Source organism: Pseudomonas sp. GG8, from assembly GCF_052976945.1.
The window spans coordinates 1,873,642-1,898,091 of record NZ_JBRIIP010000001.1 but is presented as its reverse complement, the minus strand read 5'-3'; the positions used below and the strand labels follow the sequence as shown (position 1 = coordinate 1,898,091).

Genomic DNA, 24,450 nt, shown 5'->3' with positions numbered 1-24,450 from the left:
GAAGCCTGCGCCGCAGCTAGTACAGGTACATCAGTTACGGGTGTTGCGGTGCTACGAGTACAACAGTCAAATCAGACGCCGCTTTGCAGCAGCATGCTGCGAACGTGACCGATAGCCTTGGTTGGGTTCAGGCCCTTCGGACACACGTTCACGCAGTTCATGATCCCGCGGCAGCGGAAAACGCTGAACGGGTCATCCAGCGAAGCCAGACGTTCCTGGGTATGAGTGTCACGGCTGTCAGCCAGGAAACGGTAGGCTTGCAGCAGTGCAGCTGGACCGAGAAACTTGTCAGGGTTCCACCAGAAGGACGGGCAGGAAGTCGAGCAGCAAGCGCACAGAATGCACTCGTACAAACCGTCCAGCTTCTCGCGTTCTTCTGGCGACTGCAGACGCTCGATGGCCGGAGCCGGCGTGTCGTTCAGCAGGTAAGGCTTCACCTTCTCGTACTGCTTATAGAAGATGCTCATATCGACGACCAGGTCACGAATAACCGGCAAACCAGGCAGTGGACGGACCACCAGCTTGTTGCCCTTGACCACGGCAGACAGCGGCGTGATACATGCCAGGCCGTTTTTACCGTTGATGTTCATGCCGTCTGAGCCACACACGCCTTCACGGCAAGAGCGACGATAGGAGAAACCCTCGTCCTGCTCTTTGATCAGGGCCAGCACGTCCAGAACCATCAAGTCTTTACCGTTGGTATTGACCTTGAATTCCTGCATGAACGGTGCAGCGTCCTGATCCGGGTTGTAGCGATAAACACTGACTTGCAACATATCGGCCACCCTTAATAAGTGCGGATCATGGGCTGGAAAGTCGGAACAGTCTTCGGCGAGAAGTTCACGGCACGCTTGGCTACGCGTTTTTCACCCGGGAAATACAGGGTGTGGCACAGCCAGTTCACGTCATCGCGATCTTCAAAGTCTTCACGGGCATGAGCGCCGCGGGACTCTTTACGATTTTCTGCGGCAATCGCGGTAGCTTCGGCAACTTCCAGCAGGTTTTGCAGTTCCAGAGCTTCGATCCGAGCCGTGTTGAACGCTTGGCTCTTGTCGTTGATCTTGACGTTAGCGATGCGCTCGCGCAGGCCTGCCAACTGAGCAATACCCTTCTGCATGTATTCGCCAGTACGGAACACACCAAAGTAGTTCTGCATGCAGCTTTGCAGTTCTTTACGCAGCGAAGCGACGTCTTCACCGGTGGTCCGCGCGTTCAAGCCAGCAAGGCGCTCGAGTGCGAAGTCAACATCGGTTTCAGTTGCGCGGCGGTATTCAACACCTTCACGCAGGCTTTGTTCCAGATGGATACCGGCTGCGCGGCCGAAGACCACCAGGTCGAGCAACGAGTTACCGCCCAGACGGTTAGCCCCGTGCACCGATACACAAGCCACTTCGCCGACAGCGAACAGACCTGGAATGATGGTGTCAACGCCAGCAGCGTTCTGGGTGATTGCCTGACCATGAATGTTGGTGGCAACACCACCCATCATGTAGTGGCACGTCGGAACCACAGGAACCGGATCGGTCACTGGATCGACGTGAGCGAATGTCTTGGACAATTCGCAGATACCTGGCAGACGGCTGTGCAACACTTCTTCGCCCAGGTGATCGAGCTTGAGCATTACGTGATCGCCATCCGGACCACAACCGTTACCGGCGATGATCTCTTTAACCATGGAGCGTGCTACCACGTCACGACCAGCAAGGTCTTTGGCGTTCGGAGCATAACGCTCCATGAAACGCTCGCCGTGCTTGTTGATCAGGTAACCACCTTCACCGCGGCAACCTTCTGTAACCAGTACACCTGCGCCGGCGATGCCGGTTGGGTGGAACTGCCACATCTCGATATCCTGAACCGGCACGCCTGCACGCAGCGCCATGCCGATACCGTCACCGGTATTGATCAGTGCGTTGGTGGTCGACGAGTAGATGCGACCAGCGCCGCCAGTGGCCAGTACCGTCGCGTTTGCGCGGATGTACGAAGTTTCACCGGTTTCGATGCAGATCGCGATGATACCGACGAACACGCCGTCCTGGTTTTTCACCAGATCCACTGCATAGTATTCGTTGAGGAATACAGTGCCGGCTTTCAGGTTGGCTTGGTAAAGAGTGTGCAACAACGCGTGACCGGTACGGTCGGCAGCTGCGCAAGTACGTGCAGCCTGACCGCCCTTGCCAAAGTCTTTTGACTGACCGCCAAATGGACGCTGATAGATGCGGCCTTGCTCGGTACGGGAGAACGGCAGACCCATGTGCTCAAGTTCGAAGACCGCTTCAGGGCCTACGGAACACATGTATTCGATAGCGTCCTGGTCACCGATGTAATCGGAGCCCTTGACGGTATCGTACATGTGCCAGCGCCAGTCATCGTTTGGATCTGCGGAGGCGATGGCACAGGTAATGCCACCCTGAGCAGAAACGGTATGGGAACGAGTCGGGAATACCTTTGTAACTACAGCGGTCTTGTGACCGCCCTGGGCCAGCTGCAATGCTGCGCGCATGCCAGCGCCGCCGCCACCAATGATGATAGCGTCAAAAGAAAGCGTATTAATGTTAGCCATGAATCAGATACCCCAAAGAATCTGCACACCCCAGACGAAGTAAGCGAACATCGCGATGCCGCAGACAGCCTGGAAGAGGAAACGTACTGCAGTCGCGGACTTGCCCAGCGCCATCGGCGTCAGGTAATCGGTTGCGATGGTCCACATGCCAACCCAGGCGTGAGCGCCCAGAGCAACAAAGGCCAGCAGACTGAAGATACGCATCGCGTTGTTAGCGAACAGCGCGTGCCATTGGGCGTACCCCAGGCCAGGGTTCGCGACGAGGTACCCGATCAGGAATATGAAATAAGCCGCGAGCACGACCGCAGATACGCGCTGCGCCATCCAGTCATAGAGGCCCGAACGCGACAGGTTAGTGACGTTGGTTACCATATCCATACTCCCGCCAGAACGATCAGCACCGCGGAGACGGCGAGAACGATTTTCGAGCCCAGTTTGCCGCCTTCCAGCGTTTCACCGATGCCCATGTCCATGATCAAGTGGCGAATACCTGCCACCAAGTGATACAGCAAGGCGGACAGCAGGCCCCAAATTACTAGCTTGGCTAGCACACTGGTCAAACACGCCTTCACTTCCCCGAAACCTTCCTCAGAGCCCAGCGATTTGCCCAATGCATAAAGCATGATGGCAAGGCCGACAAAGAGGATGACACCGGAAATACGGTGAAGAATGGACGTGTAAGCAGTGACTGGGAGTTTGATGGTCCTTAGGTCGAGGTTTACAGGTCGTTGGCTATTCACGGCTTTTTTTCACACTTGAAGAGCCCCTAACAATCAGGGCAAAGTTGTTGGGAAGTGCACTGGTCAGGTACCCACCACCCAGGGAGTGACGACCCCTATGAAACAGGCCCTAAAGCCCCCGGCGGTCGGAGCCAGAGTATAGACAGTTAGGTCACTAATGACAACGCGCAGACTTCACGCTAATAGGCAATTGCGCCCGACTTATAAAAGGCGTAAACGGCTCGGATCTTCATGAAAAAACCTCGCCCAAAGCCCCCAGCAGCAAGACTTTAGGCAAATTGACTTTAGGATTTATCTCACTATAGTGGTGCGGGCCCTGCGTGGGGGGTCTGTCTGATGATTTGAAGCATATATAGGAGGCCACATGGCTGACAAAAAAGCGCAGTTGATCATCGAGGGCGCAGCCCCCGTCGAGCTGCCAATTCTGACCGGCACCGTGGGTCCCGATGTAATCGACGTTCGCGGTCTAACCGCCACCGGCCACTTCACATTCGACCCTGGTTTCATGTCGACCGCCTCTTGCGAGTCGAAGATTACCTATATCGACGGTGACAAAGGCATCCTGTTGCACCGCGGTTACCCGATCGAGCAGCTTGCTGCACAATCGGACTACCTGGAAACCTGCTACCTGTTGCTCAACGGCGAACTGCCAACGACTGAACAGAAAGCCCAATTCGTGATCACCGTGAAGAACCACACGATGGTGCACGAACAGTTGAAGACATTCTTCAACGGTTTCCGTCGCGACGCTCACCCAATGGCCGTTATGTGCGGCGTGGTGGGTGCCCTGTCGGCGTTCTATCACGACTCTCTGGACATCAATAACCCGCAGCATCGTGAAATCTCCGCGATCCGTCTGGTTGCCAAAATGCCTACTCTGGCAGCGATGGTGTACAAATATTCCATGGGGCAACCCATGATGTACCCGCGCAACGACCTGAACTACGCAGAAAACTTCCTGCACATGATGTTCAACACCCCCTGCGAGATCAAACCGATCAGCCCGGTGTTGGCCAAGGCAATGGATAAGATCTTTATCCTGCACGCCGATCACGAGCAGAACGCGTCGACCTCTACTGTGCGCATGGCTGGCTCCTCAGGGGCCAACCCGTTCGCCTGTATCGCTGCCGGCATCGCAGCCCTTTGGGGTCCGGCACACGGCGGCGCCAACGAAGCAGTATTGGCTATGCTCGATGAAATTGGCGATGTCTCGAACATCGACAAATTCATTGCCAAGGCCAAAGACAAGAACGATCCGTTCAAGTTGATGGGCTTCGGTCACCGGGTTTACAAAAACCGCGATCCGCGCGCCACCGTGATGAAGCAGACCTGCGACGAAGTACTCAGAGAGCTGGGCATCACCAACGATCCGCAGCTGGAACTGGCCATGCGTCTCGAAGAGATCGCCCTGACCGACCCGTACTTCATCGAACGCTCCCTGTACCCGAACGTAGACTTCTACTCGGGCATCATCCTGAAAGCTATCGGCATTCCGACCAGCATGTTCACCGTGATCTTCGCCTTGGCGCGGACTGTCGGCTGGATCTCGCACTGGAAAGAAATGCTCTCAAGCCCGTACAAGATTGGCCGTCCTCGCCAGCTGTACACCGGCTACGTGTCTCGCGACATCGTGCCGCTGGAAGATCGTAAGTAAGACTGCAAACCATTCTCGACCTCAACCATCGGGAATAAAAAAGGGCTGCCATTGGCAGCCCTTTTTTGTACCGCAGGGAAAGCTGCCCCCCCCCCGACGATCAGAATCAATTACTTCTCTGCCTTCTCTTTCAACGCCTTCAAGGTATTGAAAGGAGCGTCCACCACAAACTTGTTGGCCAGCCAGGACGGCACGCTACCACCCGGCTCTGTATGAACCTGATACGTCACTTCAGTTTGATCGGCACCTTTGGGAACGAACTTCCAGAGACCTTCTACTTGCGCAACCCGCACAAAGCCTTTTTCCTCGGGGATATACGTTGGCACGCCCTTTAGCGTGCGCGTCAGGGTGCCATCAGCGCCCTGCTCGGAAGTCACCAGCAACACTGAGTCGCGCGGAGTCACAGGCCAAGGCGTATTGAATTGAGCGTAAGTCCACGTCCTGACGCCGTCAGACTTGAGCAACTTCTGCGACTTGCATTCATGAATCCAGGTACAAGCGCCCACAACATCTTCCTGCAGGCCGCGCAACTTGGCCACACTTGCCTTGATTATAGTGATACCGCGATAAGCCTTGTACTTGGAGCCCGCCACTTCGCTCAAGGAGATATTGATACCCCCCTCATCCTTCGCAACTTTCCAGTCTTCAGCCTGAGCGGCAGCAGCCATCAATACAGTCAAACCACACACAACAGCTATCCGATGCAGCGAACCCATTGTTTTATTCCTTGTTGTCGAAGTTCTGGTAAACCGGTTTGCGGGAAATCAGTTCTGCTTAAGTAAAGGCCATCAAGCCACTGCGGTCGCTTGCTCCCACCAGCCAATCAGACGAATAGCCTCCGCCTGGTTCGACCCGCAGACCTCCTCATCCGCCGAAAACGCACTGCACACCGCAGGCCGATCAGGCCTGCCGAACAAAGCACACAGCGATTCGACAGAAAGATGCAGGCAACGTTCTCCTGCGGCCTTGCCATTGGGCATGCCAGGAATAGGCGAACTGATGGAGGGTGCAATGCAGCAGGCCCCGCAATCTGGACGACAGTCCATAACGAATATCCTCGCGACCGGCAATGGTTAAAGTCGAAGGATATTACCCGCTTAAACGCCCGTTTGAAATCAGTCTGACGGCAGACTGTTCTTTAGCGCTACTGCTTGAACTCGAAATCGAGGGCAGCACCTTCGACTTCCCGCCGATTTTCGTCGCGCATTTGCAGCTTCATTGCGTTATTCAGTAAGCGGCCGTTGAGCTGGAAAGGCCCTTCCGGAGCCGTTTTTTTCTCGCCAAACATGGGTGGCAATAAAGACTTGTTAACGATGGGCGCCACCGTACCAACGGGTGCCATCTCCTTGACCATATCTGTCGGCAGACTCAAGTCCAGATTCGGCTGGGAGAGACGAGTTTGCCGCACCACTTCACTCGCAGGCTTGGTCTTGCTGGACATTGGTGCGCGAGGCTTGGCAGGGGGCGATTCGGATGTGGCTTTGCTGGAGACAGTCTTTTGTACTGACGCCCTGGCCGAGGAGGTCACCACTACCGGAACCACCGGAATGTTAGGTTTCAACTCATGGATATGCACCTGCGGTGCGATTGGCGCAGGCGGCACGACGACCGACTCCCCCCCGGCGCCCACTGGCATACCTGACGCCGCCCCAGACACGACCTTGGGCACCGGCGCAGTAGGTTTTTCAGGACCACAGGCACTCGCCAGTACAATTAATAGCAACCCGATACAACGAAGAAAATTCATAGACATAAATGGCAGCAAGGCAGAGGGCCATATGCTGGCCTGTTGAAGGGTTCATGACAAGCCAGCAGATTCAAACCGGACGAGTAAAGAGGCGCCGAGCACAGTACTCACCTGCGGGGTAATACCTCAGTAAGCTTGCGCCGTTTCTTGACACAGTTGCTTGGCGAGCATGCCCAAGGTCATCAGTGCGCGCTCCGCTTCGCGGTTCCATGGGATACCACAGTTGAGCCGAATACAGTGATTGAACTGTTCTGTATTGCTAAAAATAAGCCCCGGCGCGATGCTGATTCCCTGCTCCAGGGCGCGCACATGCAACTCTTGAGTGTTAACCCGCCCAGGCAAGCTCACCCACAGAATAAATCCTCCCGTCGGCCGACTCATTTGAGTCCCTTCAGGGAAGTACTGTTGCACCGCCAACTGGAACGCGCTCAAATTTTTGCGGTACTCCAGGCGAATGAACCTTAAATGTCGGTCATAACCGCCATTTTCCAGATAAGCAGCAACGCCCATTTGGGTGACGCTGCATGCCGAATGAGTGCTGAATGTCTGTAATCGCTGGATTTCTGCTTGATACTTTCCGGCAATCGTCCAGCCGATACGCACACCAGGCGCCAAGGTCTTGGAAAAACTCGAGCAATAAATCACCCTACCCAACCGATCAAAGGCCTTCAACGCTTTGGTTCGCCCGAGTTCAAACATCAACTCGCCATAAATGTCGTCTTCCACAATCTGAATATCAAAATCCGAGGCGAGTCGCAACAGATGCTTCTGTCGCTCTTCAGGCACGGTCCCTCCCAATGGATTACTCAGACGCGACGTCATCACCAACGCCTTGATCGACCACTGGTTGGCCGCCAACTGCAACGCTTCAAGGCTGATGCCGGTGGCAGGATCACTCGGAATCTCGATGACCTTGAGCCCCAGAAGGTCGGCCATTTGCAACAAACCATAATAGGTGGGCGACTCAGTCGCGATCAGATCACCGGGCCTGGTCAGTACCCGCAAGGACATTTGCAACGCATCGACACAACCGTGGGTAATCACCACCTCGGACGGATCGACCACCACCCCGGCATCGCGCATGCGAATGGCAACCTGACGGCGCAACGGCTCGAAACCGGGACTGAACATATAGCTAAAAGCGCGCGGACTCTGAAAACGCGTCACTTTTGCCAGTTGCTGATGCAACGCCCGCACTGGCAGATAGTCTACGTGAGGCACTGCAGCCCCTAACGGAAATACACCTTCACGGCGTGACTCGACTAAAACCTGCTGGATGATGCTACTGCGGGTGACCAGACCAGGACGCTCTACGCGAGCAATGTCCGGGGTGGGCGCAGTCAACGCCGGTGTCTGGTGCACGTAATAACCCGACTGCGGCCGCGCCCGGATCAAACCTTGATCTTCAAGGTTTGCATAGGCCTGCAACACTGTTGCATGACTCACATTGAGCTGCGAACTCATTTTGCGTACAGAGGGCACGCGCTCACCGGGCTGATAGACACCCCGGCGAATATCCTCAGCCAGCTGCTGAGCAATGCGTTGATAAAGTAGAAGATTGGTCATGACACGGCCCTCGATGCTGCTGACAACTTATTTTTATAGAGTGTTCAAGACGGGTGACTACCGTAACAGTAGGGAAGTGTACGGGGACAGTTTCTAGAAATGATAGCCCTCCTCAGCAGTGATAAAACAATTCCATCGAAAAACCCCCTGTTCGCCCCCATTTTTCTCAAAAAAAACCCGGCACCTTGCGGTTACCGGGTTTCTTTAACGAGAACGCCTAGCGCGCTGCACCCAAATGGCCTTTGTCGTCGGAGAAAACGATTTCAACCCGACGATTCTGCGCCCTTCCACGCTCCGAGGCGTTCGCTTCGACAGGGAATTCATCCCCATAGCCTTCGACCTGAAGACGCTTCTCGTCAATACCCAGATCCATCAGCAAATCAGCCACCGACTGCGCCCGATCCCTGGAAAGCTCAAGGTTTTCCTGCTTGCCGCCTGTGCTGTCGGTATAGCCTTCGATCCGCACGACGCGCTTGGGATTAAGCTGGAGAAATTGCACCAACTTGAGCACCGTGCGATTGGCCGAACTTTTTAGCTCAGCGTTCCCCGTATCAAATAGTACGTCGCCCAGGGTCATGACCAGACCGCGATCAGTCTGGATGGTGGCCAGAGCAACCATCTGCTCCTCCAGCCATTTGCCTTGCTGCTGCACACTGGACAATTTGGCTTCACGCAACGCGAGTTGCAGGCGCTGACGGTCTAGCTCCGACTTGGCCAACTGTTCCTGATTGAGCATCAGGTTAGTATGCTCGCGAGCAATTTCGCTGTAGCGGCCGCTAAGGTAAGCGTAATGGCTGACGTCTGCGCCACTGCCCCAATAGCCGGACAAACGCTCGGCACGCCCTAACAATTCGCCGGCACGAATAACATCTTTGGGGGCGCCGCGCAGAACGTTGGTATCTTCTCTGACTTTCTGGAAGTCGGCACTGGCTTGCTGCACTGCCCGCTCGCTGTTCTGGTGCCCTGCACAACCATAAAGGCCAGCCGAACCCAGCAGCATGACTGCACTGATGATACGAGGGATACGATTCACTGAGCGACTCACTGAACGTCTCCCACTTGCTTACGCAGACGATTGAGGCGAGTGTTCAGCTGCATTATTTGCTCCTGACTCTTCTGGGTCAGGACGCGTGCTTCGGCGAGCCGCGCATCGAGTTCCGACTGCTCGGCCTGCATGCGAGCCTCTTTGAATGATTGGTTGGCCATGTCGGCGCGAGCCTGAATCAGTTTCGACTGGGCCAGTGTCAGCTCTGGGATTTCTTCGGTGGCACCCACCGCCTTGGCTTGATCCACTGCTTGCTCGGTCAGTCGTAACTGTTCGATCGGTGCCGGATCGTTGGCACAGCCGACCAGAGCAGCAAAGGCTGTGGCGGCGAATAAAGCTCGAATACTCACGAAAACATTCCTACTTGTTTGGGGCGGTGGCTGGCAGCAGCAACTGCGCTTTCCAGAGTTCCAGATTGCGTTTCACCGCCTCGCCTGACAGGCCGGAGGCGGCCGATTCTGTCATCTTTTTGGCCAGCTGTCCGCGTAACCAAGGATCATTGCAGGCTGAATTGAATGACAACGCCAAGTACAGCCCCTGCTTATCCAGTGGCAAAGGCTGCGCAACCAGGTCCGCAGACACCCCCAATGCCTGGGCCATCGCCAGACCGGCGTAACGGCCCGCCAGTACATATTCAACCTGCCCCAGAATCAATTTTTGAAACGCCTGAGTCAGATTCTCGGTGCGTTCAAGTCTCAGATGCTCACTGACTAGCGCCTCAAAGGGTTGTGTGAAGCGAATTTTGTTCGATACCGCGCCTGGGTGATCGCGCAGATCGGCAAGCACATTGAAGGGCTGCGCATGATCATGTCGAGTCCAGACAACGATTTCGTTCTGGGTGATCGAAGGATGAATGTAATCAAGCGATTCAAGTTCCGACGTCTTCAACGGCGCGTCGGCCAACAGGTCCATACGCCCACTGCGCACTTCTTCCAACGCCTGACTGCGCTTACCTGCATACAGCAGCTCTACTTTCAGGCCCAACTCTTCAGCTGCTTGTTTGAGCAGGTCGGCATTGGCGCCCATCAGGTGCTTCGGGTCTTGGGGGTCACGCCATAAATAAGGCGGCGCATCAGGGCTGCCTGTCACGATCAGACGCTCACATTTGCCCGCGGCGAAACTCAGTGATGGCAACATGAACACGCCTAAAAGAAGCGATGGCAATAGCAGCCGAGGCCTGCTCATAGGTCAATCCTTAATCGAATCCAATAAAAAACCCGCTCATCGAAGGCCGTGGGAATCTGCGGCGTAGCGCAATTTCACACAGCCCGAAATGAACGGGTTCTCTTTATAAGTGAAGAGCCTGGATTAAACCAGCTTCTCAAACTCAGGAACGGCTTCGAACAAATCAGCCACCAGGCCGTAATCAGCCACCTGGAAGATCGGCGCTTCTTCATCCTTGTTGATCGCAACGATCACTTTGGAATCTTTCATACCGGCCAAATGCTGGATCGCGCCGGAAATACCGACCGCAATGTACAGTTGTGGCGCAACGATTTTGCCGGTCTGACCGACCTGCATGTCGTTGGGTACGAAACCTGCGTCGACTGCGGCGCGCGAAGCACCCACAGCAGCGCCCAGCTTGTCGGCCAAGGCGTACAGGTGTTTGAAGTTCTCGCCGTTCTGCATGCCACGACCGCCGGAAACGACGATTTTGGCAGCCGTCAGTTCTGGACGATCGGACTTGGCCAGTTCTTCGCTAACGAAGGTGGACTTGCCAGCATCGTGAGCAGCCGAGACCGCTTCAACAGAAGCCGAACCGCCTTCAGCCGCCACCGGATCAAAACCGGTGGCACGCACGGTGATCACTTTGACCGCAGCCGAAGACTGCACTGTCGCAATGGCGTTACCGGCATAGATCGGACGCTTGAAGGTGTCAGCGCTTTCAACGGCGATGATCTCGGAGATCTGGTCAACGTCCAGCTGCGCAGCAACACGCGGCAGGATGTTTTTGCCGTTGGACGTAGCAGCAGCCAGGATGTGGCTGTAAGCCTTGCCCAGCTCGGCAACCAGCGGCGCGACGTTTTCCGGCAACTGATGAGCGTAAGCCGCATTATCAGCGACCAGTACCTTCGAAACACCGGCGATTTTCGCTGCTGCTTCGGCGACTGCACCGACGTTGGCACCGGCCACCAGTACGTGAATATCACCACCGATTTTTACAGCGGCAGCCACGGTGTTCAGGGTTGCCGGGGCAACGACACCATTTTCATGTTCAGCAATAACCAAGATAGTCATTTAGATTACCTTCGCTTCGTTTTTCAGTTTCTCGACCAGTTCAGCCACCGACTTGACCTTGATGCCTGCGCTGCGGGTAGCCGGCGCTTCAACTTTCAGGGTTTTGGTCGTGGAGGCGGTAGAAACGCCCAAAGCGTCCGGAGTCAGCACTTCAAGAGGCTTCTTCTTGGCTTTCATGATGTTTGGCAAGGAGGCGTAACGTGGCTCGTTCAGACGCAGGTCTGTGGTCACGATCGCGGGCAGGCTCAGGGACACCGTCTGCAGGCCGGCGTCGACTTCACGCGTGACGCTGACTTTGTCGCCAGACACTTCGACTTTAGAGGCGAAGGTGCCCTGAGCGTAGCCGCTCAGTGCAGCCAGCATCTGGCCGGTCTGGTTGTTGTCGCTGTCGATGGCCTGTTTACCCAGGATCACCAGCTGCGGTTGTTCTTTGTCGACCACAGCCTTGAGCAACTTGGCCACGGCCAGGGAGTTCAGTTCGTCGGCGCACTCAACGAGGATGGCGCGATCAGCACCCAGAGCCAATGCAGTACGCAGTTGCTCCTGAGCGGTGGTCGGACCAATGGAAACGACGACGATCTCGGTCGCAACGCCTTTTTCTTTCAGGCGGACGGCTTCTTCTACAGCGATTTCGCAGAAGGGGTTCATCGACATTTTGACGTTAGCGAGATCGACGCCGGAGTTGTCCGCTTTGACGCGAACCTTGACGTTGTAGTCGACCACTCGTTTGACAGCTACAAGAACCTTCATGGATTCCTCGTTACTCTCCGGTGAAAAGAAAATCGCCCGGGCGGACCTGGCGATTGATACGCGTCGGTAAAAAGGACACCTCTAAAAACAACTGCACCGCGCTCACAACGCTTTTTAGAGGTGCCCTTTGAAACCAGCGGTCAGCCTACGGCGAGCGCAAAACCGCCCGTATCTTGACCGGAACGTCTTTTCTGGTCAATACGCTAAAACGGTCAGATATGAGTAGCGCGTCTTTGATTTATCTGGCCTGCAGCAAATTCAAACAAACGTTTGTATTGGACCTGAGCGATGGTCCAGATATAATGCGTGCCTTTGCGGCGCGCAGGTCGGTCAATGTTACTCGCGACCCGCGCTAGTTGCTTCATATAAAAAAAACTGTTGAGCCCTGAGTAGGAGATAGCCTGTGGAACGCGAATACATGGAATTCGACGTCGTCATCGTCGGCGCAGGCCCCGCGGGTCTTTCCGCCGCTTGCCGACTGAAGCAGAAGGCCGCCGAAGCCGGAAAGGAAATCAGCGTCTGCGTGGTGGAAAAAGGCTCTGAAGTGGGCGCGCACATTTTATCCGGTGCCGTGTTCGAACCTCGCGCCCTGAACGAATTGTTTCCGAACTGGAAAGAGCTCGGCGCGCCTCTGAACACCCCGGTCAAGCGCGACGATATCTTTGTACTCAAAAGTGCCGACAGCGCAACTAAAGTACCCAACCTCTTTGTGCCTAAAACCATGCACAACGAAGGTAACTACATCATTTCCTTGGGCAATCTGTGCCGCTGGCTGGCTCAGCAGGCTGAAAACCTGGGTGTCGAAATCTACCCGGGCTTTGCCGCCCAGGAAGCACTGTTCGACGAGAACGGCGTGGTACGCGGGATCGTTACCGGCGATCTGGGCGTTGACCGTGAAGGCCATCCTAAAGAGGGTTACTTCACCCCTGGCATGGAACTGCGCGGCAAGTACACGCTGTTCGCCGAAGGTTGCCGTGGCCACATCGGTAAACAATTGCTCAAGCGCTTCAACCTCGATACCGAAGCCGATGCGCAGCATTACGGTATTGGCCTCAAAGAAATCTGGGAAGTCGACCCGGCCAAGCACGAGCAAGGCCTGGTGGTCCACACCGCTGGCTGGCCATTGGACGTAATGGGCACCGAGAACACTGGCGGCTCTTTCCTTTATCACCTGGAAAACAATCAGGTGGTGGTCGGCCTGATCGTTGATCTGTCCTACTCCAATGCCTTTCTGTCACCGTTTGATGAATTCCAGCGCCTCAAGCACCACCCGGTGATCAAACAGTACCTCGAAGGCGGCAAGCGCATCAGCTACGGCGCGCGCGCCATCTGCAAGGGCGGCTTGAATTCGCTGCCGAAAATGGTCTTCCCGGGCGGCGCGCTGATCGGCTGCGACCTCGGCACCCTGAACTTCGCCAAGATCAAGGGCAGCCACACCGCCATGAAATCCGGCATGCTCGCGGCTGATTCGGTGGCTGATGCCCTCTTCGCTGGCAAGGAAGGCGGCGACGAACTGAACACCTACGTTGAGGCCTTCAAAGCCAGCTGGCTCTACGATGAACTGTTCGCCAGCCGTAACTTCGGCCCGGCGCTGCACAAGTTCGGTCCGATCCTCGGCGGTGCGTTCAACTTCATCGATCAGAACTTCTTCGGCGGCAAGATCCCGTTCACCCTGCACGACACCAAGCCGGATTATGCGTGCATGAAGCTCGCGGCCGACTCGAAAAAGATCGATTACCCACGCCCCGATGGCAAGCTCAGCTTCGACAAGCTCAGCTCGGTATTTCTCTCCAACACCAACCATGAAGAGGAACAACCCTGCCACCTGAAACTGGCCGATCCAAGCATCCCTATTGGCACCAACTTGCCGCTGTACGACGAACCGGCGCAGCGCTACTGCCCTGCCGGCGTGTATGAAGTGGTGACCAAGGAAGACGGCGAGAAGCGCTTCCAGATCAACGCGCAGAACTGCGTGCACTGCAAAACCTGCGACATCAAAGACCCTTCCCAGAACATTACCTGGGTAGCGCCTGAAGGCAGTGGCGGTCCGACTTACCCGAACATGTAAGGCTGATCAAACATCAAGGCTCCTTCGGGAGCCTTTTTGTTGAGTCCGAAAAACCACCTGCCTGCACCTGAACGATCAGCATTATGGATGAGCACCCATCGCTTCATCCCCCGGGCTGTGCTCGAAGTAACGCTTATATTCCCGACTGAATTGCGACGTACTTTGATACCCCACGCGCAGGGCAACCTGCGCCACACCGATGCCTTCGGCGATCAACATCCGCTGCGCCTTGAGCAGTCGTAGACGCTTCAGATACTGCACCGGGGACAACAGGGTGCCGCGCTTGAAGTGCTCATGGAAGGTCGAGGCACTCATGTTTGCGCAGCGAGCCAGGGTCTCGACGCTGAGCGGTTCCGCATAATGCGCATGCAAATGGCTTAACGATGCAGCAACACGGGCAAACGGCCCTTGCTGCTCGACCAGCGCCCGCAACACACTCGCCTGAGGGCCACGCAGCGCGGCATACAGCACCTCACGCAAACGCGTGCGGCCCATGATCTGACACTCCATCGGATCATGCAGGCAGCGCAACAAGCGCTCGACACTTTCGCGCATGCCCGCGTCAAGCGCTGCGGAGCTCATGGACTCCAGGGTCTGGGGTTGAGTGTCACGCCCCGGCATTAGCCCCATGGCCAGCACCAACTCCCCCAGCATGATCCGGTCAATGCCAATCGAGATGCCGAGCAACGGCACTTCGGGTGTGGCAAAGGTTTCGCACTCGAAGGGCATCGACAACGCCTGAACCAGATAGCGCCCCGCGCCATATTCCAGAGTGCGCGGCCCCAGGTAGGCCAGTTTGCTGCCTTGAGCAATGATCATCAGGCTTGGCTCGTAAATCTGCGGGCAACGCGCCACATTGCTGCGAGCCGAAACGATTTGCACCTCAGGCAATAGCGTCGGCAGAAACCCCGGACGAGTGGCGAGCGGCTGGATCAACGAGACCAGTGTTGCATTGGCATCAAGGTGGCGGGTCAACAACATGGGAATCCAGCTTCGCAAGAGGAATAGATAGCGCCATCATCGCAGATCCGCCCAAAAAAATAGCCGATCAGCGCTGATGCCGGAGGAATAGGCAAGATAGCCGGAGGAATGACCATGGCCGGCCATGCCGTGCACGAGGACAATAGCTCGCATCACCCAGCCATTGTTTTGCGAGGTTCACTATGTATAAAGCCATCGGTTACGCCGCCCAGTCGGCCACCGCTCCCCTCGCCCCCATGAACTTCGAGCGCCGCAGCCCTCGGGCCGATGACGTGGCCATCGAGATTCTCTACTGCGGCGTCTGCCACTCCGATATCCACCAGGCGCGCAACGAATGGGGGATCGCCGTCTATCCCTTGATGCCAGGCCACGAAATCGTTGGCAAGGTAACCGCTGTCGGCGCAGACGTCAGCCGCTACAAAGTCGGCGATAAGGTCGGGGTCGGTTGCATGGTCGATTCCTGCCGCCAATGCGAAGCCTGCAACGCTGACCTGGAGCAGTATTGCCTGGAAGGACCGACCCAGACTTACGCGTCGAAAGACCGCGTCGACGGCAGTATCACCATGGGTGGTTACTCTGACAGTATCGTGGTCAGCGAGCGTTTCGTCGTGCGCATCCCAGAGAAACTGGACTTGGCCAGCGCGGCGCCAATTCTCTGCGCAGGGATCACCACGTACTCGCCACTCAAGCACTACAACGTGAAACCGGGCGACAAGGTCGGCATCCTCGGCATGGGCGGTCTGGGTCACATGGGTATCAAATTCGCCAAAGCCATGGGCGCCGAAGTGACCCTGTTCACCCGCTCCGAGGCCAAGGCAGAGGAAGGCCGTCGTCAGGGCGCCGACCATGTAATCGTGTCAACCGATGCCAAACAGATGGCAGCCGCAGCCGGCCATTTCGACTTCCTGCTGGACACCATTCCGGTGCAACACGACCTCAACCCCTACCTGCAAACCCTGCGTTTCGATGGCGTGCATATTCTGGTGGGGCTGGTCGAGCCGGTGGAACCTCCAGTGCATTCGGCCAACCTGGTCACGAAACGTCGCGTGCTGGCAGGCTCGATGATCGGTGGCATGGCGGAAACCCAGGAAGTCCTGGACTTCTGCGCCGAGCATGGCATCACCTGCGACATCGAGATGCTCGACATCCGCAACATCAACGACGCCTTCACTCGAGTGGTCGCGGGCGACGTGAAGTACCGTTTCGTCATCGATATGGCGAGCTTGAAAGCCTGATTCAGGCTTTGGCCCCTAACTCGGCCGAGAGTCGCGCTGCGGTCTGTTTGATCAGCGGGATCAGCTCGGCCATTTTCTCCAGGGGCATATAAGGCACGGTACTGGCAATACTGATGCCAGCAACGATTCGGTTGCTGGCATCACGTACCGGCGCGGCGACACAGCGAATCGACGGTTCGTTGTCCTCCAGATCAAACGCATAGCCCCCCGCGACATAGTCCTGCATTCGCTGCTGGAACTGTTCCCAGGACTGTTCCTGATGCTGCGGCCACACCATGGATTTTCCGTCGACTGGCAAACTGACCTGATACAGACGCTGCCACTCGTCCTGCGTGCAATCAATCATCAACGCCTTGCCAATCCCGGTGCGCGCCAACGGCATGCGATGACCGACCCGCGAGCGCATTTCGGGACCATTGCGACCTGGATTTTTGTGCAGATACAGCACGTCATCACCCTCACGAATCGCCAAGTGCACGGTATCCCCGGTCAGCGCTGACAACTCGTCGAGGTATGGACGCGCCAAAATTGCCAGCGGCACTTCCTCACGGGCCTGAAAACCCAGCTCGATCAGCTTGGGCCCGAGCAGGTAACCCACCTGTGGCAAAACCCGCAGATAACGCTCCTCCACCAGACAACTGACCAGGCGATGGGTCGTGCTGCGCGTGGTGCCGATAACCCGGGCAATTTCCTTGAGGTCACGGGCACCGCTGGCCACGGCCTGAACCACACCAAGCCCACGCAACAGGGTTTGGGTACCGGTTGGCGAGACGTCCTTGGTGGCGTTGCTTATCGCAGGGTTGAGTGAATCGTGCTGCATATCACGCCTTATTCATTCAGAAAGCTGACGGCATTATTGTCGCCAGCTTGCCTCGGTTACAACTCGATGCGCTCGACCTTCCCCACCAACAGAATGTACGACAGCGCCCCTACCAGCGCCAACACGGCTACGTAGGTGATCGCGGGCGCAAAAGAATCCCCTGTTGCCAGAAAACCGATCACGATGGGTGTGGTGATCGCCGCCAGGTTGCCGATGAAATTAAAGGTGCCGCCGGTCAATCCCAGCAATCGGGCTGGCGCCAGAGTCGACACCAGCGACCAGGTGATCGATGCAAGCCCGTTACCGAAGAACGCCAGCGCGAGAAAGGCGATCACCAGCGGTGTCGACTCGACGTAGTTGGCGCCTATGATTGAGGTCGAAATCAGCAGCCCGCCGATAATCGGCAACTTGCGGGCAAAACCCACGCTGCTGCCGCGACGGATCAGCCAATCGGAGAAGAAACCCGAACAGAGCACACCCACGAATGCCGCAAGAAACGGCAGTGAAGCCAGTAAACCGGACTTTATGAAGTCCATGCCACGGTACTTCACCAGGTAAGTCGGGAACCAGGTCAGGAAGAACCACAGCGTCGAGTTCAGACAGAACTGGCCCAAATAGATGCCCCAGAGCTTGCGCTTGCTCAGGACGATCCCCAGATCCGGCCAGCTGAAACCGCGTTTGTTTTTCTCGGTACTGGTCTGGATATCCACCAGCCCGCCCCCGTCGCGAATCAGCTCGATTTCCGCCTGATTGACGCCGTTGAAATCACGCGGCTCGCGATACACAAAAAACCACACCAGTGCCCAGATGACACCCACGGCACCGGTGCTGACGAAGACCATGTGCCAGCCATACTGCGCCTGCAACCAAGCCAGAACCGGCGTCAGAAACGCCAGCCCGACAAATTGCCCGGACGTATAAAACCCAATCGCTGTCGCCCGTTCACGCTCCGGGAACCAAGTGGTCACCACGCGGCTGTTGATTGGATAAGCCGGCGCTTCCAGGGCGCCCACTGCCATACGCAGAACAAACAGCGCGATAAAACTGGCCGCGAAGCCGAGCATGATGGTCGCCAGTGACCACAGCAACAGCGCGACGGCATAGAGAATCCGCGGCGGTACGCGGTCCACCAGCCAGCCGCCGGGGATCTGCATCGCGGCGTAGGTCCAGCCGAAAGCGGAAAAGATCAAACCGACATGAATCGGATCGATCCCCAGCTCCGTGGTCAGGGCCGGTGCAGCAATCGACAGGTTGGCGCGATCCAGGTAGTTGATCACTACCGTAATGAACAACAGCACCATGATGAAAAAACGCTTACGGCTCGGCGTCACTAATGACGCCTTTCCTGCGAAGGTCTGAGGTTGCATGGGGTGCCTCTTATTATGATTATTTGAGGACAACACGGAGCGGGGGATTACTGAATCACCACTCGGCAAAACTGCCATCGGCATGGCGCCAGATCGGGTTACGCCAGCGATGGCCGATGGCGGCGCGCTCCTTGACGTATTCTTCGTTGATTTCGATGCCCAGGCCCGGGCCGTTGGGGATCTTCACGAAGCCTTTGTCGTAGTCGAATACTTCCGGGTTTTTGATGTAATCGAGCAGGTCGTTACTTTCGTTGTAATGGATGCCCAGGCTCTGCTCCTGGATAAACGCGTTGTAGCAAACCGCATCCAGTTGCAAACAGGCAGCCAGGGCAATCGGCCCTAGCGGACAATGCAGCGCGAGGGCGACATCGTAAGCTTCAGCCATGTTGGCAATTTTGCGGGTTTCGGTGATCCCGCCTGCGTGCGAGGCATCGGGCTGAATGATGTCGACATAGCCTTCGCTCAGGACTCGTTTGAAGTCCCAGCGCGAAAACAATCGCTCACCCAAGGCAATCGGGGTGCTGGTCAGGGGCGCCAGTTCCTTGAGTGCTTCGTAGTTCTCGCTGAGCACCGGTTCTTCGATGAACATCAACTTGTACGGATCGAGTTCCTTCATCAGCACCTTGGCCATGGGTTTGTGCACCCGGCCATGGAAGTCGACGCCAATGCCGACGTTAGGCCCGACGGCATCCCGCACGGCGGCGACGTTGGCCAGCGCCAGGTCGACTTTTTCGAAGGAGTCGAGGAACTGCAACTCCTCGGTGCCGTTCATCTTGATGGCGGTAAAACCACGGTCCACGGCCTCTTTGGCAGCGCGAGCGGTGTCGGCTGGGCGATCACCGCCGATCCAGGAATACACTCGGATTTTGTCGCGCACCTGACCGCCGAGCAAATCGCTGACCGACACACCCAGGGCCTTGCCCTTGATGTCCCACAACGCCTGATCAATCCCGGCCAGGGCGCTCATGTGCACCGCCCCACCCCGATAAAAACCGCCGCGATAGAGCACGGTCCAGATGTCCTCGATGTTGCGCGGGTCCTTGCCAATCAGGTAATCGGACAATTCATCCACCGCCGCAGCGACCGTGTGCGCACGGCCTTCGACCACCGGCTCGCCCCAACCGGTCACACCTTGGTCGGTCTCGATTTTCAGGAACAACCAGCGTGGCGGAACAATAAACGTCGTGAGTTTGGTGATTTTCATGTGTGCGCTCTCTTATTGGAGGCGACGCTCAGGGCGCCGATCAGCTCAGCTCAATTGATTCCATGCAGATACGTAGGCATCGGCGCGCTCGGCAACCTCAGCGGCGCTCATCCCCGGTTTGAACAACCCGGAGCCAAGTCCGAAACCGCACACACCGGCGTCGATAAAGACCTGCATGTTGTCCGGGGTAATGCCGCCCACCGGGATCAGTGCGGTACCGGCTGGCAATACAGCAAGGAAGGCCTTGACCACTGCGGGCCCCATTTGCTCGGCGGGAAACAGCTTGAGTACGTCCGCGCCCTCAGCCAGTGCGGCGAAGGCCTCGGTCGGCGTGGCAACACCCGGCGACAGGTACAAGCCCGCCGCTTTGGCTGCGCGCAGCACCTTGGGGTCGCTGTGCGGCATGACGATCACTTGACCGCCCGCCTCCTTGACCCGCCCCACTTGCTCAGGCGTCAACACCGTGCCGGCGCCGATCAGGCAATCGGCAGGCAACGTTGCGCGCAGAATACGGATGCTGTCGTAAGGCTCAGGTGAATTAAGCGGCACTTCGATGACGCGAAAACCCGCTTGATACAGCACCTCACCGATGGACGCCGCCTCTTCAGGACGCAGACCACGGAGGATCGCGATCAAGCCGTTTTTAGCCAGTGTTTGTTTGAGCATGTCAGACCTCTGCAAGAGTGGGCTTGAGCAAGTTGGCCTGTACCGCCAATTGCCATAAACCGCGTTCGGTAGCCTGTTCGGCCACGGTCACCTGAGCGAAACCGCAGGCGGCCAGCGCACGTGAATAACGCGCGCACAGCTGGCTATTGCCGATCAGGATGATGGGAGGGAGGTGTTCGCGGGCTCGCTGCTGCAAGGCGACAAGCGCGACCAATTCGTGACCGATCAACAGACCGGACAGATAGTCGGACTGCGCGGTGGCGCTGAGTTCACCGGTCAAGCCAAGGGTCCGACAGCTGAATATCGTCGACAGCAGCCCGGCTGCACCGTCGGCAGACCCTGCGACAGCGACACCGCGATCAAATGCCTCGGCGTCGAACGCCTCGCTGTGCTGCAGGGTTCGACCGAGGATGGTGTGTGCACTCAGGGCGGCATAGACCTCGCCCGTCATAAACGTGTCGAAATGCACGATGCAGCCATCGGTGACCTGCACCCATTTCGAGTGGCTGCCAGGCAGGCCGATCAACAATGGGTCGTGATTTTTTTCGGCGGGCAAGCTGGCGAGAATACCCATAACCTGGGTTTCTTCACCGCGCATCACATTGGGCAACACAGAACGCTGCAGCACGCCAGGAACGATGTGTACATCGACCCCACGGACACTGCGTACGGTTTGCAGGGCTGCGCTGAGACCCGCCACATCCGCAGGGGTTTCGCGGTACACCGCTTCACTCCATCCCTGGGCGCTGCCAACCATGCCGCAGGCGATGACAGGCGTCCCGGGCTCGGCGTCGAGCCAATCACCACACGCCTGATCGAACGCCAGCTCAAATCCATCGACACACATCACGCCGGCAATCAGCCGAGGGGCCGTCGGCAACTGCATGATGCCTGCGCTCAGTGAGCGCTGTTCCAGAACCTGACCCTGTTCCCCGAGCCGATAGGCACGCAGAGAGGTTGTCCCCCAATCGAGCGCGATCAATTGCGCGTGCATCGCTTCACCTGTTTTATTTTTTTGCGAGATAAGTGAGTGCGCGACGACTATAGACCCAAAGCCTGCATCGTCTCAATATGTAAATTCATATCCCATATATAGGGAATTACAAGCCATACATAAAGTGCCGACAAACGCGCCTGTACGCAGCACGTCAGCACTGGCATCATTTCTGCCAAATACGGCATACTGCCCAAGCATTCCCCAAGTTGATCCACCCTCCAATCGGCCCCTGCGCCGAGGGTGGTAACTATCCTTAAATTCTTCGCCCGTTCCCTCCCCGTGTGTTCTCTGTCTCTGGCCTGTTGACGCTTTGTCGCGCACAGGTTTCCAGGGTTGTGGTCATGCCGTGCGCATTGCGTTTGTGCGGCCATTGCCGCGTTGCCAAAAAAGTCGTCAGACCCACTTCTCATCTGCAAGGACAACTGCCATGAAGCGATTTCTGGTGCTCGATAGTTTTCGCGGTCTGTGTGCCTTGGCGGTGGTGATGCATCACTCCCACGCGCTGCGCAGCTTTACTGAACTGACGTTTTTCAAGAACGCTAACTACCTCGTCGAGTTCTTCTTCGTCCTCAGCGGCTTTGTGCTTTATCACACCTATGCGAACCGGTTGGGCTCGGTCGAGCAGTTGCGCCGTTTCGTGATCACTCGCACCTGCCGCCTGTACCCGCTGCACGTGGTGATGCTGGCGGTATTCATCGGCTTCGAAGTATTGAAAGTCGTGGTCGAGCGCTACGGGATGTCCTTCAACGCCCCGAGCTTCACCGGCGCCCGGGCGCCCGACGAGATTGTGCCGAACCTGCTGTTGATTCAGTCCTGGTGGCCGAGTTTCAACGCGCTGTCGTTCAACTATCCGTCGTGGAGCATCAGCGTCGAATACTACCTGTACCTGATCTTCGGCCTGATCGCCCTGGCCTTGCCGACGCAGGCGCGCAAGGTTTTCGTAGCCATCGCGGTACTCGCTTTCCTCGCGCTCTACTTCAAGAGCACGCTGGTAACGGACAATGCGCTGAAAGGTCTGGGCTGTTTTTTTGCGGGGGGCGTTACTTACCGGGTATACGCAAAACTGCAAAGCCTGCACCTGAGTCCACTGCTTGGCAGCGCGCTTGAGGTGCTGGTTCTGGGTGTGATCTACCTGATCATGATTTACAGCGATACGCCCCAGGATATTCTCCTGAGCCTGCTGTTCTGCGTGGCGATCTGGGTGTTTGCGTTCGAAGCCGGCTGGGTGTCGACGCTGCTGCGAAAATCTCTGTTCACCTGGCTTGGCATGCTGTCGTTTTCTATCTATATGACCCACGCAGCGGTGATTTTCGCGATGTCGATCGGGGTGATGATTGTCGCCAAGCTTACCCACCTGCCGCTGCTGATAGACCTACCCAGCGAAATCGTTGGCGTGGTTATCCGCTATATCGATACCGGCAGCATGGCACTCGACAATCTACTGATGGTCATTGAAGTGGCGGCGGTGCTGGCTGTTTCGGTGCTGAGCTATCGCCACATCGAACTGCGCGGCATCGCGCTTGGCAAGCGATGGAGCAAGGACCGCTTGACCGCGGCAAGCCTGGCACCACGCCTTCCCGAATGAATTCGCTCGCTACGCTTTCACACGCGCAATAAAAAACCGCTTCTCAAACGAGAAGCGGTTTTTTTTGAAACAGCTAACGCATTAACGTTCCAGCAGAATCCGCAACATACGACGCAGCGGTTCGGCGGCGCCCCAGAGCAACTGGTCGCCAACAGTGAACGCGCCCAAGTATTGCGAGCCCATGTTCAGCTTGCGCAGACGTCCCACCGGAATGCTCATTGTCCCGGTTACCGCCGTTGGGCTCAGCTCTTGAATGCTCGCTTCACGGTGGTTCGGTACCAGCTTCACCCATGGGTTGTGCTGGCTGATCATGCCTTCGATGTCGGCGATTGGCACATCCTTGTTCAGCTTGATGGTCAGCGCCTGGCTGTGGCAACGCATGGAGCCGATGCGCACGCAGATACCATCGACCGGGATCGGGTTCTTGAAGCGACCCAGGATCTTGTTGGTCTCGGCCTGGCCTTTCCACTCTTCACGGCTCTGACCGTTCGGCAACTCTTTGTCGATCCACGGAATCAAACTGCCGGCCAATGGCACGCCGAAGTTCTCAGTCGGGAAGGCTTCGCTGCGCATGGCTTCGGCAACCTTGCGGTCGATGTCGAGGATCGCGCTGGCCGGGTTGGCCAAGTCGTCGGCCACGGCAGCGTGAGTAGCACCCATCTGCTTGATCAGTTCACGCATGTTCTGCGCGCCGGCACCGGAGGCCGCCTGATACGTCATGACGTTCATCCACTCCACCAGACCGGCTTCGAACAAACCGCCCAGGCCCATCAGCATCAGGCTGACCGTGCAGTTGCCGCCAATGAAGTTTTTGGTCCCGGCATCGAGCTGCTGGTCGATCACCTTGCGGTTTACCGGGTCCAGCACGATTACCGCGTCATCCTGCATACGCAGGCTGGAAGCGGCATCGATCCAGTACCCCTGCCAGCCGGCTTCGCGCAGTTTCGGGAAGACCTCATTGGTGTAGTCGCCACCCTGACAGGTCAGAACCACGTCGAGGGTTTTGAGTTCTTCGATGCTGTAAGCGTCCTTCAGGGGCGCAATATCCTTGCCCACGGCCGGGCCTTGGCCACCGACGTTGGACGTGGTGAAGAACACCGGCTCGATCAGATCAAAATCCTGCTCTTCCAGCATCCGCTGCATGAGCACGGAACCGACCATACCGCGCCAACCGATCAGACCTACACGTTTCATCGCAACTGCACCTTTAACGAAAAAGTGGGCCGC

At 57.0% G+C, this 24,450-nt stretch carries 24 protein-coding genes; 4 read left to right on the top strand and 20 right to left on the bottom strand.

Annotation, left to right across the window (positions count from 1 at the left end; all coding sequences use genetic code 11):
- Nucleotides 1–71: 71 nt before the first annotated feature.
- The 4 genes from ACVBEG_RS09265 to sdhC are packed head-to-tail and all read right to left on the bottom strand — an operon-like array spanning nucleotide 72 to nucleotide 3,300.
- A complete protein-coding gene (locus tag ACVBEG_RS09265) occupies nucleotides 72–776 on the bottom strand; it encodes a succinate dehydrogenase iron-sulfur subunit (RefSeq protein WP_219060805.1) in 705 nt (234 codons plus the stop codon).
- An 11-nt stretch (nucleotides 777–787) separates the two neighbouring features.
- On the bottom strand, nucleotides 788–2,560 hold the full coding sequence (gene sdhA, locus ACVBEG_RS09260; protein WP_219060804.1) for a succinate dehydrogenase flavoprotein subunit: 1,773 nt from the start codon (nucleotides 2,558–2,560) through the stop codon (nucleotides 788–790).
- A gap of 3 nt (nucleotides 2,561–2,563) precedes the next feature.
- Nucleotides 2,564–2,932 carry a succinate dehydrogenase, hydrophobic membrane anchor protein gene (sdhD, locus tag ACVBEG_RS09255; RefSeq protein ID WP_447107609.1) on the bottom strand — a complete coding sequence of 123 codons (369 nt, stop codon included), beginning with the start codon at nucleotides 2,930–2,932 and terminating at the stop codon, nucleotides 2,564–2,566.
- Nucleotides 2,926–3,300, bottom strand: coding sequence for a succinate dehydrogenase, cytochrome b556 subunit (gene sdhC / locus ACVBEG_RS09250; protein WP_322179547.1), 375 nt, complete (start codon nucleotides 3,298–3,300; stop codon nucleotides 2,926–2,928). The genes sdhD and sdhC overlap by 7 nt, the downstream gene beginning before the upstream one ends.
- A gap of 364 nt (nucleotides 3,301–3,664) precedes the next feature.
- Here sdhC and gltA point away from each other — a divergent pair, with 364 nt between their 5' ends.
- A complete protein-coding gene (gene gltA, locus ACVBEG_RS09245) occupies nucleotides 3,665–4,954 on the top strand; it encodes a citrate synthase (RefSeq protein ID WP_322179548.1) in 1,290 nt (429 codons plus the stop codon).
- A gap of 110 nt (nucleotides 4,955–5,064) precedes the next feature.
- Here the strand turns inward: gltA and ACVBEG_RS09240 are convergent, their stop codons facing one another.
- From ACVBEG_RS09240 to ACVBEG_RS09200, 9 genes are all read right to left on the bottom strand, one after another.
- The gene (locus ACVBEG_RS09240; protein WP_322215870.1) at nucleotides 5,065–5,670 is read right to left on the bottom strand and encodes an START domain-containing protein; all 606 of its coding nucleotides are present in this window, start codon (nucleotides 5,668–5,670) and stop codon (nucleotides 5,065–5,067) included.
- Nucleotides 5,671–5,742: 72 nt separating this feature from the next.
- Entirely contained in the window at nucleotides 5,743–6,000 is a 258-nt protein-coding gene (locus ACVBEG_RS09235) for a YkgJ family cysteine cluster protein (protein WP_322179550.1), read from the bottom strand.
- 98 nt (nucleotides 6,001–6,098) lie between these two features.
- A complete protein-coding gene (locus ACVBEG_RS09230) occupies nucleotides 6,099–6,590 on the bottom strand; it encodes a translation initiation factor 2 (protein ID WP_447107608.1) in 492 nt (163 codons plus the stop codon).
- A gap of 237 nt (nucleotides 6,591–6,827) precedes the next feature.
- A complete protein-coding gene (locus ACVBEG_RS09225) occupies nucleotides 6,828–8,267 on the bottom strand; it encodes an aminotransferase-like domain-containing protein (RefSeq protein ID WP_219060797.1) in 1,440 nt (479 codons plus the stop codon).
- Nucleotides 8,268–8,484: 217 nt separating this feature from the next.
- Entirely contained in the window at nucleotides 8,485–9,267 is a 783-nt protein-coding gene (locus ACVBEG_RS09220; protein ID WP_407074636.1) for an OmpA family protein, read from the bottom strand.
- 41 nt (nucleotides 9,268–9,308) lie between these two features.
- Nucleotides 9,309–9,662, bottom strand: a complete 354-nt coding sequence (locus ACVBEG_RS09215; protein WP_322215865.1) for a DUF4398 domain-containing protein — start codon at nucleotides 9,660–9,662, stop codon at nucleotides 9,309–9,311.
- 10 nt (nucleotides 9,663–9,672) lie between these two features.
- Nucleotides 9,673–10,497: a substrate-binding periplasmic protein gene (locus tag ACVBEG_RS09210; protein WP_322179555.1), complete on the bottom strand. Its 825-nt coding sequence runs from the start codon at nucleotides 10,495–10,497 to the stop codon at nucleotides 9,673–9,675.
- Nucleotides 10,498–10,620: 123 nt separating this feature from the next.
- Nucleotides 10,621–11,550, bottom strand: a complete 930-nt coding sequence (locus ACVBEG_RS09205) for an electron transfer flavoprotein subunit alpha/FixB family protein (protein WP_322179556.1) — start codon at nucleotides 11,548–11,550, stop codon at nucleotides 10,621–10,623.
- Nucleotides 11,551–12,300: an electron transfer flavoprotein subunit beta/FixA family protein gene (locus tag ACVBEG_RS09200; RefSeq protein WP_219060792.1), complete on the bottom strand. Its 750-nt coding sequence runs from the start codon at nucleotides 12,298–12,300 to the stop codon at nucleotides 11,551–11,553.
- 403 nt (nucleotides 12,301–12,703) lie between these two features.
- Between ACVBEG_RS09200 and ACVBEG_RS09195 the strand changes: the two genes are divergently transcribed.
- The gene (locus tag ACVBEG_RS09195) at nucleotides 12,704–14,368 is read left to right on the top strand and encodes an electron transfer flavoprotein-ubiquinone oxidoreductase (RefSeq protein WP_322179557.1); all 1,665 of its coding nucleotides are present in this window, start codon (nucleotides 12,704–12,706) and stop codon (nucleotides 14,366–14,368) included.
- An 81-nt stretch (nucleotides 14,369–14,449) separates the two neighbouring features.
- On the opposite strand, the gene ACVBEG_RS09190 is transcribed toward ACVBEG_RS09195, so the two are convergent.
- Entirely contained in the window at nucleotides 14,450–15,349 is a 900-nt protein-coding gene (locus ACVBEG_RS09190; protein ID WP_322179558.1) for an AraC family transcriptional regulator, read from the bottom strand.
- Nucleotides 15,350–15,531: 182 nt separating this feature from the next.
- Between ACVBEG_RS09190 and ACVBEG_RS09185 the strand changes: the two genes are divergently transcribed.
- Complete coding sequence (locus tag ACVBEG_RS09185) at nucleotides 15,532–16,584, top strand: NAD(P)-dependent alcohol dehydrogenase (RefSeq protein WP_322179559.1); 1,053 nt, start codon at nucleotides 15,532–15,534, stop codon at nucleotides 16,582–16,584.
- Between the two features lies 1 nt (nucleotide 16,585).
- On the opposite strand, the gene ACVBEG_RS09180 is transcribed toward ACVBEG_RS09185, so the two are convergent.
- The 5 genes from ACVBEG_RS09180 to ACVBEG_RS09160 are packed head-to-tail and all read right to left on the bottom strand — an operon-like array spanning nucleotide 16,586 to nucleotide 21,635.
- On the bottom strand, nucleotides 16,586–17,404 hold the full coding sequence (locus ACVBEG_RS09180) for an IclR family transcriptional regulator (RefSeq protein ID WP_322179560.1): 819 nt from the start codon (nucleotides 17,402–17,404) through the stop codon (nucleotides 16,586–16,588).
- A gap of 56 nt (nucleotides 17,405–17,460) precedes the next feature.
- Nucleotides 17,461–18,771: an MFS transporter gene (locus ACVBEG_RS09175; RefSeq protein ID WP_447107607.1), complete on the bottom strand. Its 1,311-nt coding sequence runs from the start codon at nucleotides 18,769–18,771 to the stop codon at nucleotides 17,461–17,463.
- A 55-nt stretch (nucleotides 18,772–18,826) separates the two neighbouring features.
- Entirely contained in the window at nucleotides 18,827–19,975 is a 1,149-nt protein-coding gene (gene dgoD / locus ACVBEG_RS09170; protein WP_219060786.1) for a galactonate dehydratase, read from the bottom strand.
- Nucleotides 19,976–20,020: 45 nt separating this feature from the next.
- The gene (locus ACVBEG_RS09165) at nucleotides 20,021–20,641 is read right to left on the bottom strand and encodes a 2-dehydro-3-deoxy-6-phosphogalactonate aldolase (RefSeq protein WP_322179562.1); all 621 of its coding nucleotides are present in this window, start codon (nucleotides 20,639–20,641) and stop codon (nucleotides 20,021–20,023) included.
- A gap of 1 nt (nucleotide 20,642) precedes the next feature.
- On the bottom strand, nucleotides 20,643–21,635 hold the full coding sequence (locus ACVBEG_RS09160; RefSeq protein ID WP_447107606.1) for a 2-dehydro-3-deoxygalactonokinase: 993 nt from the start codon (nucleotides 21,633–21,635) through the stop codon (nucleotides 20,643–20,645).
- 430 nt (nucleotides 21,636–22,065) lie between these two features.
- Here ACVBEG_RS09160 and ACVBEG_RS09155 point away from each other — a divergent pair, with 430 nt between their 5' ends.
- Entirely contained in the window at nucleotides 22,066–23,223 is a 1,158-nt protein-coding gene (locus tag ACVBEG_RS09155; RefSeq protein ID WP_447107605.1) for an acyltransferase family protein, read from the top strand.
- A gap of 81 nt (nucleotides 23,224–23,304) precedes the next feature.
- Here the strand turns inward: ACVBEG_RS09155 and asd are convergent, their stop codons facing one another.
- Nucleotides 23,305–24,417, bottom strand: coding sequence for an aspartate-semialdehyde dehydrogenase (gene asd, locus ACVBEG_RS09150; RefSeq protein ID WP_219060782.1), 1,113 nt, complete (start codon nucleotides 24,415–24,417; stop codon nucleotides 23,305–23,307).
- Between the last annotated feature and the right edge of the window lie 33 nt (nucleotides 24,418–24,450).

What these genes read in the sequence shown, in the direction of transcription:
- dgoD (WP_219060786.1), bottom strand. Translation starts at nt 19,975, where the DNA reads ATGAAAATCACCAAACTCACGACGTTTATTGTTCCGCCACGCTGGTTG.
- sdhD (WP_447107609.1), bottom strand. Translation starts at nt 2,932, where the DNA reads ATGGTAACCAACGTCACTAACCTGTCGCGTTCGGGCCTCTATGACTGG.
- ACVBEG_RS09230 (WP_447107608.1), bottom strand. Translation starts at nt 6,590, where the DNA reads ATGCCAGTGGGCGCCGGGGGGGAGTCGGTCGTCGTGCCGCCTGCGCCA.
- ACVBEG_RS09155 (WP_447107605.1), top strand. Translation starts at nt 22,066, where the DNA reads ATGAAGCGATTTCTGGTGCTCGATAGTTTTCGCGGTCTGTGTGCCTTG.
- ACVBEG_RS09205 (WP_322179556.1), bottom strand. Translation starts at nt 11,550, where the DNA reads ATGACTATCTTGGTTATTGCTGAACATGAAAATGGTGTCGTTGCCCCG.
- ACVBEG_RS09190 (WP_322179558.1), bottom strand. Translation starts at nt 15,349, where the DNA reads ATGTTGTTGACCCGCCACCTTGATGCCAATGCAACACTGGTCTCGTTG.
- sdhA (WP_219060804.1), bottom strand. Translation starts at nt 2,560, where the DNA reads ATGGCTAACATTAATACGCTTTCTTTTGACGCTATCATCATTGGTGGC.
- ACVBEG_RS09220 (WP_407074636.1), bottom strand. Translation starts at nt 9,267, where the DNA reads ATGCTGCTGGGTTCGGCTGGCCTTTATGGTTGTGCAGGGCACCAGAAC.
- ACVBEG_RS09225 (WP_219060797.1), bottom strand. Translation starts at nt 8,267, where the DNA reads ATGACCAATCTTCTACTTTATCAACGCATTGCTCAGCAGCTGGCTGAG.
- ACVBEG_RS09180 (WP_322179560.1), bottom strand. Translation starts at nt 17,404, where the DNA reads ATGCAGCACGATTCACTCAACCCTGCGATAAGCAACGCCACCAAGGAC.
- ACVBEG_RS09235 (WP_322179550.1), bottom strand. Translation starts at nt 6,000, where the DNA reads ATGGACTGTCGTCCAGATTGCGGGGCCTGCTGCATTGCACCCTCCATC.
- ACVBEG_RS09200 (WP_219060792.1), bottom strand. Translation starts at nt 12,300, where the DNA reads ATGAAGGTTCTTGTAGCTGTCAAACGAGTGGTCGACTACAACGTCAAG.
- ACVBEG_RS09240 (WP_322215870.1), bottom strand. Translation starts at nt 5,670, where the DNA reads ATGGGTTCGCTGCATCGGATAGCTGTTGTGTGTGGTTTGACTGTATTG.
- asd (WP_219060782.1), bottom strand. Translation starts at nt 24,417, where the DNA reads ATGAAACGTGTAGGTCTGATCGGTTGGCGCGGTATGGTCGGTTCCGTG.
- gltA (WP_322179548.1), top strand. Translation starts at nt 3,665, where the DNA reads ATGGCTGACAAAAAAGCGCAGTTGATCATCGAGGGCGCAGCCCCCGTC.
- ACVBEG_RS09185 (WP_322179559.1), top strand. Translation starts at nt 15,532, where the DNA reads ATGTATAAAGCCATCGGTTACGCCGCCCAGTCGGCCACCGCTCCCCTC.
- ACVBEG_RS09210 (WP_322179555.1), bottom strand. Translation starts at nt 10,497, where the DNA reads ATGAGCAGGCCTCGGCTGCTATTGCCATCGCTTCTTTTAGGCGTGTTC.
- ACVBEG_RS09175 (WP_447107607.1), bottom strand. Translation starts at nt 18,771, where the DNA reads ATGCAACCTCAGACCTTCGCAGGAAAGGCGTCATTAGTGACGCCGAGC.
- ACVBEG_RS09165 (WP_322179562.1), bottom strand. Translation starts at nt 20,641, where the DNA reads ATGCTCAAACAAACACTGGCTAAAAACGGCTTGATCGCGATCCTCCGT.
- ACVBEG_RS09160 (WP_447107606.1), bottom strand. Translation starts at nt 21,635, where the DNA reads ATGCACGCGCAATTGATCGCGCTCGATTGGGGGACAACCTCTCTGCGT.
- ACVBEG_RS09265 (WP_219060805.1), bottom strand. Translation starts at nt 776, where the DNA reads ATGTTGCAAGTCAGTGTTTATCGCTACAACCCGGATCAGGACGCTGCA.